Source organism: Nocardioides sp. NPDC057767, assembly GCF_042798275.1.
In the GTDB taxonomy this organism is placed as follows: Bacteria; Actinomycetota; Actinomycetes; order Propionibacteriales; family Nocardioidaceae; genus Nocardioides.
Map to the genome: position 1 here is coordinate 1 of NZ_JBHVKJ010000063.1, position 19,483 is coordinate 19,483.

Genomic DNA, 19,483 nt, shown 5'->3' on the forward strand with positions numbered 1-19,483 from the left:
GTCATGACGCGCCGACTCGGCGGGTTTTGGGGTCAGGATGAGCCGACTCGGCTTGGTCTTACGGGAGTTGGAAGACGAAGTGGCAGATCAGGTAGGTCAGCGCCGCGACACCGCCGGCGGCCGGGAAGGTGAAGATCCAGGCCGCGACGATCGACTTCGCGACACCCCAGCGGACCGCGGAGAACCGCTTGGTGGCGCCCACGCCCATGATCGAGGAGGTGATCGTGTGCGTGGTCGAGATCGGGGCCTCCCAGACGTACGCCGTGGTGTAGAGCACCGAGGCGGCGACAGACTCCGCGGCGAAGCCGCGGGAGGGGTCCAGGTGGATGATGCGACGGCCGAGGGTGCGCATGATGCGCCAGCCTCCGGACATGGTGCCGAGCGAGATCGCCGTGGCGGCCGCGGCGATGACCCAGAAGGGGAGACCGTCGCCCTCGGAGAGGAAGCCGCCGGTGACCAGGGCGAGGAAGATGACTCCCATGGTCTTCTGTGCGTCCTGGAGGCCGTGACCGAGCGCCATCGCGGCCGCCGAGATCGTCTGCGCGATCCGGAAGCCCTTCTGCGCCTTGTGCGGGTTGGCGCGCCGGAAGATCCACATGATCGCGAGCATCACGCCGAAGCCGAGGCTGAAGGCGACGAACGGCGACACGAACATGGGGATGACGACCTTCTGCAGCACCGTCCACCAGTTGACGAACGCGCCGGCGGCGATCGCCGAGCCGGCCAGACCGCCGATGAGTGCGTGCGAGGAGGACGAGGGCAGCCCGAAGTACCAGGTGATCATGTTCCAGGCGATGGCGCCGAGCAGGCCGGCCATCACGACTGTCAGACCATGGGCACCCGATGGTGGCGTGATGGTGTCGGAGACGGTGTGGGCGACCTTCTGGCCCAGGAAGGCACCGACGAAGTTCATCACCGCCGCGAGCAGGAGGGCGATGCGCGGTGTGAGCGCTCGCGTGGACACGGAGGTCGCGATGGCGTTGGCGGCGTCATGGAAGCCGTTGGTGTAGTCGAAGACCAGGGCGACGACGACCACCGCGATGACAATGGCGAGTTCCATTGAGCAGGCTCAGGATTCCTTGACGGCGATCTGCTCGACGGTGTTCGCGACCTTCTCGAATCCGTCGATCGCGTCCTCGAGGGACTCGACGATGTCCTTCAGCTTGAGGACCTCGAGTGCGTCGTACTCACCGGAGAAGAGCTTGGCGAGAATGCGGCGGTGGTTCTTGTCGCCCTGGTTCTCGAGACGGTTGATCTCGATCCAGTACTCCGAGAGCTCCTTCATGGAGCGCAGCTTGGGCATGGCCGACGCGGTCAGCTCAGCGCAGCGCTGGAGCACGGTGACCTGGTCGGAGAGCTCCGGGGGCAGGATGTTGACGCCGTAGACGAAGATCTGGTCGACGACCTCGTCCATCGAGTCCATCACGTCGTCGAGACCGGAGCCGAGGGCGTAGATGTCCTCGCGGTCGAACGGCGTGACGAAGGTCGAGTTGACCTTCTTCACGAGCTCGTGGGTGGTCTCGTCAGCGGCATGCTCCGCGTCGCGCATCCGTCGCGCGACGTCCTCACGATCGGCATTGTCGCTGAGCATCTCGGCGAGCAGCGAGACACCGCCGACGAGGTGGTTGGCAGACTCGGTGAACAGGTCGTAGAACGACGTGTCGACCGGGCGGATTCGGAAACGCACGGGGGGCTCCTGGCTGGATGAGGCAGACCTGCGGGCTCATGTTAGGCGAGTCCGCTTGACACGACGAAAGCCAGGGGCGTGTTCAGCCCGCCGAGGCGCGCCTGCGCTGCCGCTGGCGTGTGATCAACATCGCCTGGAGATGGTCGGGAGCGTGGTTTCGGGTCCACGTTCCGTCGGACCCGAGGATCCAGGCGTCGGTCGACGGTTCGAATGCCAGGTCGAACAGTGCGCCGACCTCCGCCACGAGCTCCGGCGTGGGCAGACGTACGAGGGCCTCGACCCGGCGGTCGAGGTTGCGGTGCATCATGTCGGCCGAGCCGATCCAGGCGGTCGGACCGTCCCCGTCGTCGGCGTTGCCGTTCTCGAACCAGAAGATCCGCGAGTGTTCCAGGAACCTGCCCAGGATGGAGCGCACCTCGATGGTCTCGCTGAGCCCCTCCACGCCCGGGCGTAGCGCGCAGATGCCGCGCACCAGCAGCTGGACCGGCACGCCTGCCTGCGAGGCCAGGTAGAGGGCGTCGATGACGGCCTCGTCCACGACGGAGTTGGCCTTGAGCCGGATCCGTGCCGGCCGTCCTGCCAGATGGTGGGCGATCTCGGCGTGGATCTGCTCGATCAGGCCGCTGCGTACGTTTCCGGGTGCGACGAGAAGCTGCTCGTACGTCGCCTCCCGGCTCCAGCCGGAGAGGTTGTTGAACAGATGGGCGACGTCCTCGCCGATGTTCTCGTTGGTGGTGATCAGCCCCATGTCCTCGTAGAGCCGAGAGGTCTTGGGGTTGTAGTTGCCGGTGCCGATGTGGGTGTAGCGGCGGATGGTGCCGTCGGGCTCCTCGCGCACCACCATCGCCAGCTTGCAGTGGGTCTTCAGGCCGACCAGGCCGTAGACCACGTGACAGCCGGCCTGCTCGAGCTTGCGCGCCCAGCGGATGTTGGCCACCTCGTCGAAGCGCGCCTTGATCTCGACCAGAACCAAGACCTGCTTGCCGGCCTCGGCGGCGTCGATCAGGGCGTCGATGATGGGGGAGTCGCCGGAGGTGCGATAGAGGGTCTGCTTGATCGCCAGCACCCGCGGGTCGGCCGCCGCCTGCTCGATGAAGCGCTGCACGCTCGTCGCGAACGAGTCGTAGGGATGCTGCAGGAGGATGTCGCCACGACGTGCCGCCTTGAAGACGTCGACCGGTGCGGCGCTCTCGACCGGGGCCAGCGCCGGGTGGGTGCTCGGCACGAAGGCCGGATACTTCAGCTGCTCGCGGTCGATGTCGGCGATGCCGTGCAGACCACGCAGGTCGAGCGGGCCGGGAAGCCGGAAGACCTCCTTGTCGGAGATGCCGAGCTCGGAGACCAGCAGGTCGAGGGTCGAGTCGGTCATCGACTCCTGCACCTCGAGGCGTACGGGAGGGCCGAAACGCCGCCGCAGCAGCTCCTTCTCCAGCGCGGTGAGGAGGTTCTCGGCGTCGTCCTCCTCGACCTCGAGGTCCTCGTTGCGGGTCACCCGGAAGGTGTGCACCTCGAGGATCTCCATCCCCGGGAAGAGCTTGTGCAGCCGCTCGCGCATGATCTCCTCGAGCGGCACGAAGCGGTCGTCGCCCAGCGGCACGAAGCGGGTGAAGATCGGCGGGACCTTGACCCGGGCGAAGTGCTTCTTCTTCGTCTTCGGGTCCCTCAGCCGGACCGCCAGGTTGAGGGAGAGGCCGGAGATGTAGGGGAACGGGTGGGCCGGGTCGACCGCCAGCGGTGTCAGCACCGGGTAGACCCGCTCCTTGAACAGCTTCTTGCAGGCCTTGACCTCCTCGGGGGTGAGGTCCTCCCAGTGCAGCAGCTGGATGCCCTCTCCGAGCAGCGCCGGCTTCACCTTGTCGCGAAACACCTCCGCATGCCGCTCGGAGAGCTCCCGCGTCTTCCGCCAGATCAGCTCGAGGACCTCGCGCGGCATCAGCCCGGACGCCGCACGCACCGCCACCCCAGCCGCGATCCGCCGCTTCAGCCCGGCGACGCGGACCATGAAGAACTCGTCCAGGTTGGAGGTGAAGATCGCCAGGAAACGTACGCGCTCGAGCAGCGGCAGCGTGTCGTCCTCCGCCAGCTCCAGCACCCGCTCGTTGAACCGCAGCCAGGACAGCTCCCGGTCGAGGAACCGGTCCTCGTACTTCTCGACCTCGGCCAGTGCCTCGTGGTCCGGGAGGTACTCGGGTTCGACGTCGAAGGGTTGGTCGGGAACCGCGGTCAGGCTCACGGTGTCCTCGGCCGAGCGGGTGGGGGCCTGCGGGTCGAGACTCATGGGGCCAGTCTTTCATCCGAGGGTGGGTTCGGAACCGTCGATTCCACGGTACGTTCCGGCGATCGTCTGGTGAACTACCTGCTACACGATGTCCCTGGTAACAGGTAGTTTGGGCGCATGTCGATTCTTGAGCGTGCGTCGTCCGTGATCGATCCCGTGGTGGCGCCTGTGGTGACCCCGATCAAGGGGCTGGCATTCGCGGCGGCTTTGAACCTGCCGGCCGCGGTGCAGCGACGGATCGTCGGCAAGCCGGTGACGTACGACGGGCAGACGCTCGCCGTGGACACCCAGATCATGCTCGCGCTGATGAAGGTGTCGGGGGAGCCGGACCCGTCGACGCTGCCGATCCCGAAGGGGCGGGTGGCGCTGCTGCGGCAGTCGCAGCTCGGCGGTGGTCGCCAGGAGATCGGGTCGGTGCGCGAGCTGTGGGTCGCGGGCCTGAAGGCGCGCCTCTACGTCCCCGAGGGCGTCTCGGGCAACGCTCCGCTGCTGGTCTTCCTGCACGGCGGCGGCTTCATCTTCGGCGACCTCGACAGCCACGACGCTCCCTGCCGGCTGCTGGCCAGCGAGTCCGGCGTCAAGGTGCTCTCCGTCGACTACCGGCTGGCGCCGGAGTCGCCGTTCCCGGCTGCCTACGACGACTCGATCGCGGCGTTCCGGTGGGCGGTCGAGCATGCGGCCGAGCTCGGCGTGGACCCGTCCCGGATCGGGGTCGGCGGCGACTCCGCCGGCGGCAACCTGGCGGCCGGGGTCGCTCTCGCGGTCGGCGAGGCCTGCGCGTTCCAGCTGCTCATCTACCCGGTGACGCAGTCGGAGGCGAACACCCGCAGCCGCGAGGATCTCCGCGAGGGCTTCTACCTGACCGCCGACTTCATCGCCGCGGCCACCGACAACTACCTGCCCGAGGGCACCGACCGTCGCGACCCGCGCCATGCTCCGCTGCACGCCGAGATCCCGACGAGCGGGGTCGCCCCGGCCTACGTCGCGACCGCGGGTTTCGACCCGCTGCGCGACGAGGGTGAGGCGTACGCCGCCAAGCTCGAGGAGGCCGGGGTCAAGGTCGCGCACAAGCGCTTCGCCGACCAGATCCATGGGTTCTTGAACGTGGTCGGCGCCGGACGTACGTCACGCGCTGCTGTGCTCGAGATCGCTCGGGTTCTGAAGGACAACTTGTGACGATCAGCCGGCCATGTCGGGGCGCCAGCGGAGCACCTCGCGCTGGAACGCCTCGGGGTCGACCATCGACTTGTCGACCTGGACCGCACCGGCCTCGTCCGTGTTGAACTCGACGACCCACTCGTCGGTGGCCGGCTCACCCTTGATGGTGATGTCGGTGTGGGTGTCGTAGAGGTCGTAGGTGTGGGTCTGCTCGTCCTTGCGTACGTCGAGCACACCCTCCTCGGTGACCGTGACGGTGCTCTCGGTCATGAGCGAGCCGTCCTCGGGCTTGAAGGTGCGGACGGTGAGCTTCTTGGTGCCGGCCGGCTCGCCCTCCAGGCCGGCGTCAGACGCGTCGCCGACGGGGTTGGTGGGCTCGGGAACGGAGTCCGCGCCGGGGATCTTGGCGCCGGGGAACTTGCCCGACTCGGCGAGCTTGACCGCTGCCAGCCAGCCGCTCGAGCGCTGGGGGAGCGAGTCGCTCGGGGTGTCGGGCAGATCCGTTTGGCCCGCGGCCGCGTCGTTGGACGGCGCCGACTTCTTGTTGCCCTGCTTCTTGCCGGTCGGGCGCTCGGGCAGGTTCACCGGCGCGGTCGGGGGGCCGGCCGTGGGTGCGGCCGATGAGCCGACCGGCGCGGGGGCGGTGGTCTTGTCGTTGTGGACCGGCGCGACGGGCTCGAGCGGCTCTACCACCAGCGGCTCCTCAGGAGCGTCCGGGATGGGCAGGCTCGCCTCCGGCGGGTTCGGGGTCGCGGCGAGGGTGAGCTCGAGGGCTTGCATCGCGCGCTTGTTGGTGCTGCCGCCCTTGACCGCGAGCATGACCGCCTCGCGCAGGTCGGCGAGCTGCTTGGCGAGCTGGGCGCTACGGCGCTCGGCGATCTGCCGGTCCACGATGGCCTGCTCGACCAGCTGGGTGTTGTGCAGGATCGAGGCCTCGACGGCCTGGCGGTCGATCGCCTTCTGACCGGCGACCTCCTCGGCCTCGGCCCGCAGACGTACGGCCTCGGCGGCCTGCTCCTGGACCTCGGCCAGACGGTTCATCATCTCCGTCATCCGGCGCTCGGCCTCTTCACGCTCGCGGGCCTGCCCGGTGATGACCTCGGTCATCGACTCATGGGCGGTACGCAGCGCGGTCTCGGCCGCGCGACGGCCCTCGTTGGCCTCGGTCGCAGCGCGCTCGGCGGCACGCCGGCCCTCGAGCGCCTGCACGGCGAGGTCGGCGTGCTCGGAGGCACGCTGGTCGGCCGCCATCCGGGCGAGGTTGGCGGACTCGGCTGCCTGCTCGGCCTGCGAGGCGAGCTCGGTGAGCTGTCGGTAGCGCTCCTCGTTCTCGTTGGCCTCGTGCGCGGCGGCAGCGGCGAACTCCGCGTACTGCTTCGCGCTCTTCTCGGCCTCGAGGCGGGCGTCGTTGGCGGCGTCGGCCGCCTTGAAGGCGCGCAGCGCCGCCTCCTCCGCCTCGGTGCGGGCCGCGAGCGCCTCGGCTGCCACGGCGTACTGGTCGGCAGCCGCGGCCTCGGCCGCCGCCCGGGTCATCGCGTGGTCCTCGGCGTTGGCGTCGGCGGCCTTGCGCTCCTCGAAGGCCTCCTTTGCCGCTTCCTCGGCCTTGGCTCGGGCGGTCGCAGCCTCCTCGGCGGCGGCGTAGGCGGCCTCGGCGGCGGCCTCGGCCTCCTTGCGGGCCTGCTCGGCCTTCTCGGCCTGGGTCGCCATCGCGACCGCGGACTCCTCGGCCGTGATGCGTGCGGCCGCTGCCTTCTCGGCCTCGCTCGCACGGTCGTTCGCGGCCTGCTCGGCGGCCTGGCGCGCGGTGAACGCCGCCAGCGCCTCGTCGGCCCGGCCGGCCGCAGCGGCATCGGCCTCCTCACGCATGCGCGCGAGCTCCTCGGAACGTGCGTCGGCCGCGGTGCGGGCGGTGTAGGCGGCCTCGGCCGCTGCCTCTGCCTCGCTGCGTGCCTCGTAGGCGGCGCGTGCCTCGTCGGCGGCCTTGCGGGCAGCCTTCTCGGCCGCCGCCAGTGCGTCGCGAAGCTCGTCCATCTCCTCGAGGCGGTCCTCGGCGGCTGCCTCGGCGACGCTCCGCGCGGCGTAGGCGGCCTTGGCCAGCTCGGCGTGCTCGGCTGCCTTCGTGTGGGCCTCGGCTGCTGCGGCGGCTGCGGCTGCTGCCTCCTCGGCCTTGGCGCGGGCGGCCTCCTCGGCCTCGCTGCGTGCGCGGGTCTGCTCCTCGGCGGTGCGGGCGGCCTCGAGGAGGCGACGCTCGGCCGCCTCCAGCTCGTTGCCCCTCGCGACCGCGGCCTCCTCGGCCTCGGCACGCTCCTTGGCGCGGGTGTCGGCGAGCTTCTCGGCCTCGACCCGGGCGCGGGCGTACTCCTCGGCTGCCTTCTCGGCGACCTCACGCGCCTGGTGGGCGTCGGCGGCCAGCTCGGCGTGGAGCTTGGCGGTCTCGTCGGCCTTGGCGCGGGCGGTCGCGTGCTGGGCGGCGGACTCCTCGGCCACCAGCCGCTCGGCCGCCTGCTCGGCGGCCGCCTGCTCGGCTGCGATGCGAAGTGACTCGGCTGCGGCGGCCGCGCGGGCCAGCTCCGCAGCGCGCGCCGTCAGGTCCTCGTCGTCACCCGGCTGGGCGGCCGAATCCCGGCTCCACCACTTGCCACTGGGGGTCTGCGTGCTCACGAGGGTGAATGCTAACGGCGAAGTAGGCGGTGTGTGGAGTCTCCGAGAGGATTAACACGCGTGCTACCTGGAACTACATGGGTGTAATTCCGGACGGTGTCGAAATCAGTAGACGAGAGCCTGCACGCCGTCGCGGAGGATCTCCTCGGTGAACACGACCGCACCCTTGATGGTGATGCCCTTGATCAGGTCGTCCTCGGTGAGTTCTCGGCGGGAGGCGCACTGGCTGCACACGGTGACCTCGCCGGCCTCGATCACCAGGGAGATCAACTCCTGCAGGGGCGCCGAGTTCTCCAGCGTGAACTCCTCCGCGCGTCCGGGCACCGCGAACCATGTCGCCTCACCGGTGAGCCACAGCGACACCTTGGCCCCGGCGGTCGCGGCCGCCGAGGCGACCGTGAAGGCCTGGTTCGTACGCTCGGGCGCCTCGGCGCCGACGGTCACCTTCACCACGAGTTCTTGCATGCCGAGCACACTAGCGCTTGCGTTTCGGGTCGTAGGCGACGTACGGCCTAAACTCGGGGTGTGGCTTTCGAACTCCCGGAGAACCTTCACCCCGACGCCGGTCCCTGTGCGTGGATGCTCGGCACCTGGCAGGGCAACGGGCACGGTGACTATCCGACGATCGACAAGTTCGAGTTCGGTCAGGAGCTGATCTTCACCCACGACGGGCGACCGTTCTTCCACTACTTCGCGCGCTCGTGGATCATCGACCCCGAGACCGGCGAGAAGGTGCGCGACGCCGCCCTGGAGACCGGGTTCCTCCGCTTCCGCCCCGAGGGCGAGGTCGAGTGGGTGATGACGCACAGCAGCGGCATCGTCGAGATCTGGTACGGCAAGGCCGAGGGCGGCAAGCTCGACGTCGTCACCGACGCGGTCGCTCGCACGGAGACGGCCAAGGAGTACACCGCCGGCAAGCGCCTCTACGGCAACGTCGAGGGTGACCTGCTCTATGCGTACGACATGGCCGCGATGGGTCAGGCGCTGCAGCCGCACCTGTGGGCGCGGCTCAAGCGAGCCAAGTAACAGGCGGAGGTAGTAGTCGCGATGACCGAGGCGGCTGAGGACTGGCGCGAGGCCCTTCGCGCGAAGGGCTATCGCCTCACGCCCCAGCGCGAGCTGGTCCTCGGAGCCGTCGAGCGGCTGCGGCACGCCACCCCCGAGGAGGTGCTCGCGGTCGTGCGCGAGTCGTCCTCCGCGATCAACCTCTCCACCGTCTACCGCAACCTCGAGGTGCTCGAGGAGCTCGGCCTGGTGCGCCATGCTCACCTCGGCGAACGGGCCTCGACCTACCACTCGGTCTCCGGGCGCCCGCATTTTCACGCCGTGTGCAGGAAGTGTCAGAAGGTCACGAGCGTTGACCCCTCTGTGGCCGACGGAATCTGCGAGCGGCTGCGTGAGGAGTACGCCTTCGAGGTCGATGTCGCTCATCTGACTGTCTTCGGGGCGTGCGTCGACTGTTCTTCTGAGGAGCCACGATGACTGCCAGCCCGCTTCTGTCCCTGCCCGGTGCCGTCGCCGGCGACGGTGCCGACGCACCGGTCGCCGCCCACTACGGCTCGTTCAACCTGGAGCAGCGGACACTGGCATCCGGTGAGGGCTTCGTCGACCTCTCCCACCGTGACGTGGTGCGGATCGCGGGGCCCGACCGGCTGACCTGGCTGCACTCGCTGACCTCGCAGGCGTTCGAGAGGCTGGCCCCGGGTGCCTGGACCTCGGCCCTGATCCTGTCGCCGCAGGGACATGTCGAGCACTTCTTCTCCGGCGTCGACGACGGCACCGCCTTCCTGGCGTGGACCGAGCCGGGCGCAGGCGAGGCTCTGGCTGGCTACCTGGAGCGGATGAGGTTCTGGTCCGACGTGACCGTAACGCTCGAGACGACGCAGGCGTGCGTGTGGCGTCCGACGCAGGGCTACTCCTTCGTCCCGCGCGAGTCCTTGGAGACGTACGCCGCTGCCGCAGGCCCCGCCTGCGGGTTCTGGGCGTTCGAGGCCCTCCGGATCGAGCGTGGTGAGCCGCGGTTCGGCGTGGACACCGATGCGCGCACGATCCCCAACGAGGTCGGCTGGGTGCCGGGGGCTGCTGACGTGGTCGGCCCGGAGTACGCCGTCCACCTCGACAAGGGCTGCTACCGCGGCCAGGAGACGGTCGCCCGCGTCCACACCCTGGGCCGCCCGCCGCGGCGCCTGGTGCTGCTCCACCTCGACGGCTCCGAGAACCGGCTGCCTGTAGCCGGCTCCGAGCTCGTCTTCGGGGAGAAGACGGTGGGGTTCGTGGGTTCGTCCGCTCGTCACCACGAGCTCGGCCCGATCGCGTTGGGGCTGGTCAAGCGCAACGTACCTGTGGATGCGCAGCTCGTCGTGGACGGGATGCCGGTCGCTCAGGAGGTCCTCGTCGACCCCGAGATCGGCCTCCACATCCGCCCGCTGCGCTGACCGGGTCCAGCCCGTTGGGCTCGACCCTGCAGTAGTGGTGGCCGCCAGTTCTGCCGACTCGACCGTCAGGGACGGGGCGCGGCAACGGCCTCGAGGGCGAGGGTGGCGAGGACGTTGCCGGAGATCTCGGGGTAGCCATGGCTGAGGGCGCGCCACTCGGCCGGAATGGCGGAGGCGCCCCAGCGGGCGCCGAGGAGGCCGCCGGCGATCGCGGCGACGGTGTCGGTGTCGTTGCCGATCCGGATGGCGGTGTTGAGTGCCTCGACATAGTGCTCGGGCCCCGTGGCCGGGGTCTGGGCGATCGCGGACCAGGCGGCCTGCAGCGCGGTGACGACCCAGCCGTTGGGGTTGAACGTCGACGGCGGCGCGGTCTCGGCCTCGTCGAGCTTCTCGGTCCAGAAGGACGCCTCGACGGGGGAGAGGAGGGAGAGGCCGGAGCGTACGTCGAGCTCGCCGTGCATCACCGCGTGCTCGATGGCCAGGGACCAGAGCACGCAGCCGGACCGGGCGTGCTCGTCCCAGTGGGTCAGGGCGCTCACCGCCGCCGCGGCCTCGGCCACGGCCGGGCGGTCACCGAGATAGTGGAGCGGTACCGGCGCCGTACGCATCAGCGAGCCGTTGCCGCCCGTGTGACCGGTCATCTCGTGGAGCTTCTCCGCGACGAGCCGCAGGTCCGTGGCGGTCGGAGCGGGGCCGGCGGTGTCGAGTACTCGCGCGGTCTGGTTACCGATGTCCTTCGGCTCCGACTCCGCCCACGTCCGGAAGTTGCGGCCGACCGCGGTCAGCCCCTCCTCGGTGCGCAGGTCGAGCCCCCGCGCGGCGACGTCGAGGATGCACCACGCCATCGTGGTGTCGTCGGTCCACTCCCCGGGCGCGAACGGGCCGAGCCCGCCGCCGAGCATCTGTGCCTTCTCGTCCGCTCCGAGCGGCGGTCGGTCGAACTCGTAATGAGCCCCGAGCGCATCCGCGACGGCGGTCCCGACGATGGCCCCGATGGCCCGGTCACTCTGAGAATCGGTCAGCTTCACGCGACCAGACCCTAGTTGCGGGTGTACTGGATGTGTGTGTCCGCCGCGGCGCGCGTGAAACCGAGCCCTTCGTAGAGACGAACAGCAGGAGTGTTGTCGCCCTCGACGTAGAGATGGATCCGCTCCACACCGGAGACGGCCAGATGACCCAGCCCGAGGAGGGTCACCAGCTTGCCGAGGCCGCGACCCTGGGCGGCGGGATCGACGCCGACGACGTAGACCTCGCCCTCGGTCTCGCTGTGACGTTTGGTCCAGTGGAAAGCGAGCAGCTTCTCGCCCTCCCATGCCGTGACCAGCCCCGATGTGTCGAACCACGGCTCCGACATCCGCTCCCGGAGTCCGGCCTCATCGAGCGAGCCCTGCTCGGGGTGGTGCGCGAAGGCGGCGGCGTTGACCCGGAGCAGCTCGGCCTCGTCGCCGGGCTCGAAGCCGCGTACGACGACCCCCTCTGGGGACTCGGGAGCGGCCGGCAGTCCGGATGCGGGGCGCCGCATCACCCACAGCTCACGGGTGCGCTCCCAGCCCTGTTTCGCAGCCAGCCGCGCCGCCGCCGGGTTGTCGCCGTGGGACCAGGCGGTGGTGCCGGGGTTCAGCGACGGCGCGCGAAGCAGCAGCTGGCGCCCGAGGCCCACGCCGCGGTGCTGGGTCAGCACCACGAGCGAGAGCTCGGTGCCGATCAACAGTCCGAAGCCGCGTACGTCACCCCAGATCGTGGCGTCGTCCGGACGGTTGCGCAGCGTCAGCAGGGTCGCCTCGTCGAGCGGTGCCACCCCGTCGTACGCCTCGGTCGCCTTCGCGATGTCCAGGACCTGCTCGACGCTGAGTGCCATGGGAGAAGCCTAGGCTTCAGCTCCCAGGCGAGGAGACGGGGTCAGCCGCGCGCCGTCGGCGGCGGCCTCGTTGTTCTTCGAGGGCAGCACGAAGCGGTAGCCGACGTTGCGGACGGTGCCGATGAGGGTCTCGTTCTCCGGGCCGAGCTTGGCGCGCAGGCGACGCACGTGGACGTCGACGGTGCGGGTGCCGCCGAAGTAGTCGTAGCCCCAGACCTCCTGCAGCAGCTGCTGGCGGGAGAAGACACGGCCGGGGTGCTGGGCGAGGAACTTCAGGAGCTCGAACTCCTTGAAGGTCAGGTCGAGCGGGCGGCCACCGATCTTGGCGGTGTAGGTGGCGTCGTCGACGACGACCTCGCCGGAGCGGATGACGTGGGCCTCGGGGTCGGAGGCCTCGCGGGCAGCCGAGTTGCGTCCGATCGAGAGCTTGATCCGGGCCTCGAGCTCGGCCGGACCGCAGGTGTGCAGCACGACGTCGTCCATGCCCCAGTCGTGGGAGACGACCGCGAGGCCACCCTCGGTGGCGATCAGCAGAACGGGGATGTCGGTGCCGGTCGTACGGATCAGGCGACACAGGTCGCGAGCCTGGGCGAGGTCCTGTCGTCCGTCCACCAGCAGCAGGTCGGAGTCGGGCGCCTCGAGAAGCGCGCTACCTTCAGCAGGAAGGATCTTCACCTGGTGGCCGAGGAGCGAGAGCCCCGGAAGTACGTCTGCCGAAGGCTGGAGTGAACTGGTCAGCAACAGAAGCGAGCTCATCGGGGTGCCTCTCGGTCAGAGAAAGAGGAGCACCGAAACGCAACATTGAGCCTCGGTGAGGTGATCGTTGGACCATATTAACGAAACCTCGCGGTGACATAGGAAGGTTGTCCACGAGAAAGTGACGAACGTTATAGAGGTCCGCTACTGGGCCGCAGCCAAGTCGGCGGCCGGAACCGCGTCGGACCAGATCGAGGTCGACGGTCCGTTGACGCTGGCAGAAGTCGTACGCCGCGCCGCGGAGCTGCACGCCGACACCCGCCTCCCCGAGGTTCTGAAGGTCTGCTCGGCGCTCATCGGCGACCGCCCGGCAGGAACGGCCGACCCCAGTGGGATCGAGGTCCCACCGGGGTCGACGGTCGAGTTCCTCCCGCCGTTCGCGGGCGGCTAGATCACAGCTGGCTGGGGAGCCCGCGCCCGGTGACTCACCTGCGTAAGGGCCTGCCGGGGCGGGCAGGTCCTAGCTCCTCAGCTCTCGATCGCGGCCGGCTCCGACTTGGGGCTCGTCGCGATCTGGATCTTGCGCGGCTTGGCCTTCTCCGCGACCGGCACGACCAGGCGCAGCACGCCGGCGTCGTACGCCGCCTCGATGTGGTCGAGGTCGAGGTTGTCGCCGAGCACGAGCTGACGGCTGAAGCTGCCGCGCACGCGCTCGTTGGCCAGCATCTGCCAGTCGCCGTTCCTGGCGACGCGCTCCGCCCTCACGGTGAGCACATTGCGCTCGACGTCGAGGTCGATCGTGTCCGGGCTGACGCCGGGAAGGTCGAACTCGATGACGAACCGGTCGCCCTCGCGCCAGGCGTCCATCGGCATCACGGCCGGGCGGTTGGTGGTGCCTCCGCCCAGGAGTTGCTGGGTGATGCGGTCGAACTCGCGGAACGGATCGGTGCTTCGGATCAGCATGATTCCCTCCTCACGGGATCTATATCAGCGGATACATCTTTTATATATTCCAGCGCCTAGGGAATTTCAAGCCCGCATGTCAGAATCGCTCGTGTGAAGGAGCGAACCAGGGCCGTCTACGCCATCTCGGTGGCAGCTGAGATGGCCGAGATGCAGATCCAGAACCTCCGCGTCTACGAACGCAGAGGGCTGGTCGACCCCGCGCGCACCGCGGGCGGCACCCGGCTCTACTCCGTCGCAGACATCGAGCGCCTCGTCCGCATCCGAGACCTGCTCGCCGACGGTCTCAACCTCGCCGGCATCGCCCGGGTGCTGGCTCTGGAGGAGGACGTACGCCGCCTGAAAGCCGCCAACGAGAGACTTCGGCGCCCCTCGGGGGAATGAGCGGGGCGGGTTACCGGTTGAATGGTCACATGAGCACCGGAGCCTGGATCGCCGTCATCGCGATAGCCGTCGCGCTCGCCTTCGGCGTGTTCCGGCTGCTCACCGACGGCCGCTTCCGAGGCACGAAGGAGCTCCACGTGTCCCACGAGGATCACCCGCCCGAGCCGCACGCCTGGGATGCGGTCACCGACGCGCTGGGCGAGGCCGAGCTCGGTGGGCGCGCGACGCTCGTGCAGTTCTCCAGTGCCTTCTGTGCACCCTGCCGGGCGACCCGGAGGATCCTGGGAGAGGTCGCCGAGATCGTCCCGGGCGTGGTCCACATCGAGATCGATGCCGAGCACCACCTCGACCTGGTCCGCCGCCTCGACATCCTGCGGACTCCCACGACGCTGGTGCTGGACGGTGCCGGCAACGAGGTGGCGCGCGCTTCGGGCGCGCCTCGCAAGGAGCAGGTCCTGAGCGCGATCCCGGCCTACGATCTCGAATCCTGACACGCTGGTCCGCATTCCGAGACATTCGTTTCGTGCCCGTCGAGCATCGCGCTACTGTCATCGCATGTTCTCGACCATGCTGACCAAGCGCCGCGCAGTGGATCACTGCCGCGTGCGCTCGGCGCTGTGTCGTTCCTGCCGCTGATTCCCTGAGATTTGTCGACCCAGTCGACACCGGGGATCGCTTTCGCCTGTCAGGCTCGTCCTGACGACCTCCCCTTCACTCTCGCAGGAGCACACCTATGTCTGAGACCTCGAGCAAGACGGCGACGCAGGCCGGCATCGACCCTCGTGGCCCGCAGTTCGCTGCGGCGCTGACCGTGGGCGTGATCCTCCTGGCCCTGCTGCTGCCGCAGCCATGGGCTCTGGTGGTCACGGTCATCCAGACCGTGCTCTTCGCGATCGGGGCTGGTCTCGGCGTTCAGCGGACCCCGCACGCCTGGCTCTTCAAGAGGCTCGTACGTCCCCGCCTCGGTGCGCCGGACGAGCTCGAAGACCCGGCACCGCCCCGATTCGCCCAGGGGGTCGGCCTCGCCTTCCTCGTGGTCGCGCTCGTGGGCTACCTCGTCGGCGCCACCCTCCTGGCGCAGATCGCCCTCGGCCTCGCGCTCGTCGCGGCCGTGCTCAATGCCGTCTTCCGGTTCTGCCTCGGCTGCGAGATCTACCTGCTGATCAGGCGACTGGGCTCGCCCCGCTCCGCCTGACCCCTGAACGCAAGAAACACAACGAAAGGTACCTAGATGACCCGCGAGAACTCCCTCGTCTCCGCCCAGTGGGTGGAGGAGCACCTCGATGACCCGAAGGTGGTGCTGATCGAGGTCGACGAAGACACCACCGCCTACGACAAGGGCCACATCAAGGGTGCCATCAAGCTCGACTGGACCACCGACCTGCAGGACCAGGTCCGTCGCGACTTCGTCAACAAGGACCAGTTCTCCGCTCTGCTCTCCGAGCGTGGCGTCGCCAACGACGACACCGTGGTGCTCTACGGCGGCAACAACAACTGGTTCGCCGCGTACGCCTTCTGGTACTTCAAGCTCTACGGCCACCAGGACGTCAAGCTGCTCGACGGCGGCCGCAAGAAGTGGGAGCTCGACTCCCGCGAGCTGACCGACGAGGCCGTCACCCGCGAGGCGACCAACTACACCGCGCAGGAGCAGGACCACTCGATCCGCGCCTTCCGCGACGAGGTCGTCGAGGCCATCGGCACCCAGAACCTGGTCGACGTGCGGTCGCCCGACGAGTTCGCCGGCCGCCTCCTCGCCCCGGCCCACCTCCCGCAGGAGCAGGCTCAGCGCGCCGGTCACATCCCGACCGCGGCCAACGTCCCGTGGTCGAAGGCGGCCAACGACGACGGCACCTTCCGTTCCGACGAGGAGCTGAAGGAGATCTACACCGAGGCCGGCGTCGACTGGAGCAAGGACACCATCGCCTACTGCCGCATCGGCGAGCGCTCCTCGCACACCTGGTTCGTGCTCAAGGAGCTCCTCGGCCAGGAGAACGTGAAGAACTACGACGGCTCGTGGACCGAGTACGGCTCCCTCGTCGGCGTTCCGGTCGTCACCGGCGACGAGCCCGGGGAGGCCTGAGCATGTGCGGAGCAACTGAGGGCGGGCTCTCGCTCGCCGGCGTCGACGTCGCCAAGGAAGCAGTCATCCAGGGTCAGGTGACCCGTGAGGGGCAGCCGGTCCAGGGTGCCTACGTACGGCTGCTCGACCGCACCGGCGAGTTCACCGCCGAGGTACCCACCTCGGCCACCGGCCACTTCCGGTTCTTCGCCGGGGACGGCGAGTGGACCCTGCGTACGCTCGCGCCGAAGGCCGAGCCCGTGGACAAGAAGGTCCACGCCGCGGTCGGCAACGTCGCCGAGGTGACGATCCCGATCGGCTGACGATCCCTGACGTGGGAGCCCCGGTGTCACTGGCTGACACCGGGGCTCCCACGTCGTTTTGCCGTCCTTGGGTGGAGATATTGCGGCGATTCCCGTGAATGGCGCTAGATTGTCCGGGTGACTGGACTGCTTGTGACCGTGGCGCCGACCGGGGCGGAGACCGCGAAGGAAGACTGCCCGCAGCTGCCGACGACGCTGGAGGAGCTGGTGGCGACGGCCGTCGAGTGTGAGGAGGCCGGAGCGCGGATGATTCACGTCCACATCCGCGACGACGACCATGCGCCGACGCTCGACCTCGGCCGGCTCACCGAGACGGTCGACGCGCTCCACGAGAAGACCGAGCTGATCGTGCAGCTCTCCACCGGCGGCTCGGTCCACGACCCGCTGGACAAGCGGCTGAAGGTGCTCGACGCCGGGCCGGACTCCTGCTCGCTGACGATGGGCACGACCAACTTCGGCGACGACGTCTTCTCCAACCCGTGGCCGTTCATCACCGAGCTCTACCAGCTCACCCAGGAGCGCGGCGTGGTGCCGGAGTTCGAGCTCTTCGACCTGGGCCACGTCGCCGCGCTGCAGCGGCTGCTGGGGAAGTACGGACTGCCGGCCGGCGGCAAGGTCCACGTCGACTTCGTCATGGGTGTGCCCGGTGGCATGCCCGGCACCTCCGCGGCGCTGGTCGCGGCCGTCGCCGCGCTGCCGGCGGAGGTGACCTCGTGGTCGGCGACCGGTATCGGCCGCTCGACCCTCCCGGTCATGCTCACCTCGTTGGCGATGGGCGGTCACCTGCGGGTCGGGATGGAGGACGTACTCACCCTCGCCAAGGGTGTCCCGGTCGACGCCAACCGTCAGCTCGTCGAGCGAGCCGTCGAAGCCGCCGCCGTCGCTCAGCGCCAGCCGCTGAGCACCGAGGAGGCCTGGGCCCTCCTCGGCCTCAAGCGATAACCACCCGCCGAGTCGGCGCATCTGTCCCGCTTCGCGTTGCCGAGTCGGCGCATCTGTCCCGGTCTCCGCGGCAGACGCTTTTCGAGCCTGGGACATTTGCGCCGACTCGGCGCGCTCTCGCGGGACATGTGCGCCGAGTCGGCTCGTTCTGACGGACTTCCGCGTCGAGTCGGCTCGTCATAACGAGCCGACTCGGCCCTGATCTTGGTCAGGACGAGCCGACTCGGCGGTGAGGTAGCGGTCGATCGTCGGGCCGACCCAGGCGACGATCTCCTCGGGGTCCATCTCGACGATGGGCGGGAGGTGGAGTACGTAGCGGCCCAGTGCGATGCCGAGGAGCTGGGTGGCCGCGAGGGCCGCCCGGCGCCCGGCTTGGGCGGGGTCGGGGCACAGGGGTGCGACAGCGGCGGCGACCTGGGTGGCGAAGATGCTCCGCATCTGTTCCGCGGCCTGAGGATCCGAAGCGGCTCGGCGGAGCAGGGCCATCAGGGTGCCCTCGGAGTCCCATGTGCGTACGAAATGGGCGGTCATCACGCGGCCCGCGTCGCCCTCCGGGACCGAGGTGAGGTCGGGTAGAGCCAGGTCGATCGAGGCGGCGGCAGTGAAGAGCTCCTCCTTGCTGCCGAAATAGCGCATCACCATCGACGGGTCGATCTGTGCCTCGGAGGCGATCGCGCGGATGGTGGTGCGGTCGTATCCCTGCCTCGCGAAGTGCTCTCGTGCGACGGCGAGGATGCGCTCGCGGGTCTCGGCTCCGGATCGGCGGGTGTCGGTCATGTCAACAAGTGTAGGCCAACGCCTGTTGACGTCAATACGGTGACGCGCTAACTTGGTCAACACCGGTTGGCCAACGCCTGTTGACTAACAACGAGACCAAGGAGCGCATCATGTCCACCATCACCACTGATGTCCTCGTCGCCGGCGCTGGCCCCACCGGGCTGGCGGTGGCGGCCAAGCTGGCGGCGGCCGGCATCGACGTCACCGTCATCGACAACCAGGCCTCGGGCGACAACACCTCCCGGGCTGCGGTCGTCCACGCCCGCACGCTGGAGGTGCTGGCCGACCTCGGTGTCTCCGAGCGGCTGGTCGAGGAAGGCATCGAGGCGCCGCGCTTCACCATCCGCGACCGCGACAAGGTCCTGGTGCCGATCCGCTTCGACGACCTGCCCAGCGAGTTCCCCTACGCCCTGATGGTCTCCCAGGCCGTCACCGAGCGCGTCCTGCTGGAGCGCCTCACCGAGCTCGGCGGTCACGTACGCCGCCCGCTCACCCTGGTCGACCTCGTCCAGGACGACACGGGCGTCACCGCCACCACCGAGGACGGCATCGAGATCCGCGCCCGCTACCTCGTCGGCGCCGACGGGATGCACTCGACCGTGCGCGACAGGGCCGGGATCGGGTTCCCGGGCGGAAAGTACGCCGAGTCGTTCAGCCTCGCCGACGTCCGGGTCGAGGGCGACCTGCCGCACGACGAGGTCATCCTCTACTTCTCGCCCGAGGGCACTTTGGTCTCCGCGCCGCTGCCCGACGGCTCGTTCCGGTTCGTGGCCCCGGTACCCGAGGCACCGGAACAGCCCGACGTCGACTATGTCCAGGGGCTCCTCGACCGGCGAGGCAGCCTCAAGAGCCCGGTCGCGGTCACCGAGGTGGTGTGGGGATCCCGCTTCCGGGTCCACCACCGCGTCGCCGACGCCTACCGTGCCGGTCGGGTGCTGATCGCCGGCGACGCCGCCCACGTGCACAGCCCGGCCGGCGGCCAGGGCATGAACACCGGCCTCCAGGACGCGGTCGTTCTCGGCGACGCGCTCGTCGCCACGATCGCCAAGGGAGACGAGGCCGCACTCGACGAGTACGCCGGCCGCCGCCGACCGGTGGCCCAGGAGGTCATCGAGCTCTCCGACAGGCTGACCCGGTTCGGCATCGCGCACGGAGTCCGGCGGAGCGTACGCAACCTGGTGCTGTCGACGCTCGCGAGGCTCCCGCGCTTCCGCCGGATGCTCGCCTGGCGTCTGTCCGGGCTGGTCTACCGCGACCGCTGA

At 69.3% G+C, this 19,483-nt stretch carries 22 protein-coding genes; 12 read left to right on the top strand and 10 right to left on the bottom strand.

Annotated features, from left to right (window positions below):
- Nucleotides 1-58 precede the first annotated feature (58 nt).
- The 3 genes from ACFVDI_RS24375 to ACFVDI_RS24385 form a co-directional block, all read right to left on the bottom strand.
- Nucleotides 59-1,060 (bottom strand): inorganic phosphate transporter, encoded by a 1,002-nt coding sequence (locus ACFVDI_RS24375; RefSeq protein ID WP_328528757.1) that lies wholly within the window; start codon nucleotides 1,058-1,060, stop codon nucleotides 59-61.
- A 9-nt stretch (nucleotides 1,061-1,069) separates the two neighbouring features.
- The gene (locus tag ACFVDI_RS24380) at nucleotides 1,070-1,687 is read right to left on the bottom strand and encodes a DUF47 family protein (RefSeq protein WP_328528758.1); all 618 of its coding nucleotides are present in this window, start codon (nucleotides 1,685-1,687) and stop codon (nucleotides 1,070-1,072) included.
- An 82-nt stretch (nucleotides 1,688-1,769) separates the two neighbouring features.
- The gene (locus tag ACFVDI_RS24385) at nucleotides 1,770-3,965 is read right to left on the bottom strand and encodes an RNA degradosome polyphosphate kinase (RefSeq protein WP_378911365.1); all 2,196 of its coding nucleotides are present in this window, start codon (nucleotides 3,963-3,965) and stop codon (nucleotides 1,770-1,772) included.
- Between the two features lie 117 nt (nucleotides 3,966-4,082).
- Between ACFVDI_RS24385 and ACFVDI_RS24390 the strand changes: the two genes are divergently transcribed.
- Complete coding sequence (locus ACFVDI_RS24390; RefSeq protein ID WP_378911366.1) at nucleotides 4,083-5,141, top strand: alpha/beta hydrolase; 1,059 nt, start codon at nucleotides 4,083-4,085, stop codon at nucleotides 5,139-5,141.
- 3 nt (nucleotides 5,142-5,144) lie between these two features.
- On the opposite strand, the gene ACFVDI_RS24395 is transcribed toward ACFVDI_RS24390, so the two are convergent.
- Together ACFVDI_RS24395 and ACFVDI_RS24400 are read right to left on the bottom strand one after the other, a co-directional pair.
- Complete coding sequence (locus ACFVDI_RS24395) at nucleotides 5,145-7,784, bottom strand: hypothetical protein (protein WP_378911367.1); 2,640 nt, start codon at nucleotides 7,782-7,784, stop codon at nucleotides 5,145-5,147.
- A gap of 105 nt (nucleotides 7,785-7,889) precedes the next feature.
- Nucleotides 7,890-8,249: a DsrE family protein gene (locus ACFVDI_RS24400; protein ID WP_378911368.1), complete on the bottom strand. Its 360-nt coding sequence runs from the start codon at nucleotides 8,247-8,249 to the stop codon at nucleotides 7,890-7,892.
- 60 nt (nucleotides 8,250-8,309) lie between these two features.
- On the opposite strand from ACFVDI_RS24400, the gene ACFVDI_RS24405 reads away from it, so the two are divergent.
- The 3 genes from ACFVDI_RS24405 to ACFVDI_RS24415 are packed head-to-tail and all read left to right on the top strand — an operon-like array spanning nucleotide 8,310 to nucleotide 10,219.
- On the top strand, nucleotides 8,310-8,810 hold the full coding sequence (locus tag ACFVDI_RS24405; protein ID WP_378911369.1) for an FABP family protein: 501 nt from the start codon (nucleotides 8,310-8,312) through the stop codon (nucleotides 8,808-8,810).
- 21 nt (nucleotides 8,811-8,831) lie between these two features.
- A complete protein-coding gene (locus ACFVDI_RS24410) occupies nucleotides 8,832-9,266 on the top strand; it encodes a Fur family transcriptional regulator (RefSeq protein WP_378911371.1) in 435 nt (144 codons plus the stop codon).
- The gene (locus ACFVDI_RS24415; protein WP_378911372.1) at nucleotides 9,263-10,219 is read left to right on the top strand and encodes a YgfZ/GcvT domain-containing protein; all 957 of its coding nucleotides are present in this window, start codon (nucleotides 9,263-9,265) and stop codon (nucleotides 10,217-10,219) included. The genes ACFVDI_RS24410 and ACFVDI_RS24415 overlap by 4 nt, the downstream gene beginning before the upstream one ends.
- 65 nt (nucleotides 10,220-10,284) lie before the next feature.
- Here ACFVDI_RS24415 and ACFVDI_RS24420 read toward each other — a convergent pair whose 3' ends face one another.
- From ACFVDI_RS24420 to ACFVDI_RS24430, 3 genes are read right to left on the bottom strand one after another with little or no spacing between them, the layout of a single operon-like run.
- The gene (locus ACFVDI_RS24420; RefSeq protein ID WP_378911373.1) at nucleotides 10,285-11,247 is read right to left on the bottom strand and encodes an ADP-ribosylglycohydrolase family protein; all 963 of its coding nucleotides are present in this window, start codon (nucleotides 11,245-11,247) and stop codon (nucleotides 10,285-10,287) included.
- 11 nt (nucleotides 11,248-11,258) lie between these two features.
- Complete coding sequence (gene mshD, locus ACFVDI_RS24425; RefSeq protein WP_378911374.1) at nucleotides 11,259-12,077, bottom strand: mycothiol synthase; 819 nt, start codon at nucleotides 12,075-12,077, stop codon at nucleotides 11,259-11,261.
- 9 nt (nucleotides 12,078-12,086) lie between these two features.
- Entirely contained in the window at nucleotides 12,087-12,833 is a 747-nt protein-coding gene (locus ACFVDI_RS24430; RefSeq protein ID WP_378911375.1) for a response regulator transcription factor, read from the bottom strand.
- Between the two features lie 121 nt (nucleotides 12,834-12,954).
- Here ACFVDI_RS24430 and ACFVDI_RS24435 point away from each other — a divergent pair, with 121 nt between their 5' ends.
- The gene (locus ACFVDI_RS24435) at nucleotides 12,955-13,224 is read left to right on the top strand and encodes a MoaD/ThiS family protein (RefSeq protein WP_378911376.1); all 270 of its coding nucleotides are present in this window, start codon (nucleotides 12,955-12,957) and stop codon (nucleotides 13,222-13,224) included.
- A 77-nt stretch (nucleotides 13,225-13,301) separates the two neighbouring features.
- Here the strand turns inward: ACFVDI_RS24435 and ACFVDI_RS24440 are convergent, their stop codons facing one another.
- Nucleotides 13,302-13,736 carry an Hsp20/alpha crystallin family protein gene (locus ACFVDI_RS24440; RefSeq protein ID WP_378911377.1) on the bottom strand — a complete coding sequence of 145 codons (435 nt, stop codon included), beginning with the start codon at nucleotides 13,734-13,736 and terminating at the stop codon, nucleotides 13,302-13,304.
- Between the two features lie 93 nt (nucleotides 13,737-13,829).
- On the opposite strand from ACFVDI_RS24440, the gene ACFVDI_RS24445 reads away from it, so the two are divergent.
- The 6 genes from ACFVDI_RS24445 (at nucleotide 13,830) to ACFVDI_RS24470 (ending at nucleotide 17,444) form a co-directional block, all read left to right on the top strand.
- Nucleotides 13,830-14,120 carry a MerR family transcriptional regulator gene (locus tag ACFVDI_RS24445; protein ID WP_378911378.1) on the top strand — a complete coding sequence of 97 codons (291 nt, stop codon included), beginning with the start codon at nucleotides 13,830-13,832 and terminating at the stop codon, nucleotides 14,118-14,120.
- A gap of 29 nt (nucleotides 14,121-14,149) precedes the next feature.
- On the top strand, nucleotides 14,150-14,611 hold the full coding sequence (locus ACFVDI_RS24450) for a thioredoxin family protein (protein ID WP_378911379.1): 462 nt from the start codon (nucleotides 14,150-14,152) through the stop codon (nucleotides 14,609-14,611).
- Nucleotides 14,612-14,853: 242 nt separating this feature from the next.
- The gene (locus ACFVDI_RS24455) at nucleotides 14,854-15,315 is read left to right on the top strand and encodes a DUF4395 domain-containing protein (RefSeq protein WP_378911380.1); all 462 of its coding nucleotides are present in this window, start codon (nucleotides 14,854-14,856) and stop codon (nucleotides 15,313-15,315) included.
- A 36-nt stretch (nucleotides 15,316-15,351) separates the two neighbouring features.
- The gene (locus ACFVDI_RS24460; protein WP_378911381.1) at nucleotides 15,352-16,200 is read left to right on the top strand and encodes a sulfurtransferase; all 849 of its coding nucleotides are present in this window, start codon (nucleotides 15,352-15,354) and stop codon (nucleotides 16,198-16,200) included.
- Nucleotides 16,201-16,202: 2 nt separating this feature from the next.
- Nucleotides 16,203-16,502, top strand: coding sequence for a DUF1416 domain-containing protein (locus ACFVDI_RS24465; RefSeq protein WP_378911382.1), 300 nt, complete (start codon nucleotides 16,203-16,205; stop codon nucleotides 16,500-16,502).
- A gap of 117 nt (nucleotides 16,503-16,619) precedes the next feature.
- Nucleotides 16,620-17,444: a 3-keto-5-aminohexanoate cleavage protein gene (locus ACFVDI_RS24470; RefSeq protein ID WP_378911383.1), complete on the top strand. Its 825-nt coding sequence runs from the start codon at nucleotides 16,620-16,622 to the stop codon at nucleotides 17,442-17,444.
- A 177-nt stretch (nucleotides 17,445-17,621) separates the two neighbouring features.
- Here ACFVDI_RS24470 and ACFVDI_RS24475 read toward each other — a convergent pair whose 3' ends face one another.
- Nucleotides 17,622-18,221 carry a TetR family transcriptional regulator gene (locus ACFVDI_RS24475; RefSeq protein ID WP_378911384.1) on the bottom strand — a complete coding sequence of 200 codons (600 nt, stop codon included), beginning with the start codon at nucleotides 18,219-18,221 and terminating at the stop codon, nucleotides 17,622-17,624.
- Between the two features lie 110 nt (nucleotides 18,222-18,331).
- Between ACFVDI_RS24475 and ACFVDI_RS24480 the strand changes: the two genes are divergently transcribed.
- Nucleotides 18,332-19,483, top strand: a complete 1,152-nt coding sequence (locus ACFVDI_RS24480; RefSeq protein ID WP_378911385.1) for an FAD-dependent oxidoreductase — start codon at nucleotides 18,332-18,334, stop codon at nucleotides 19,481-19,483.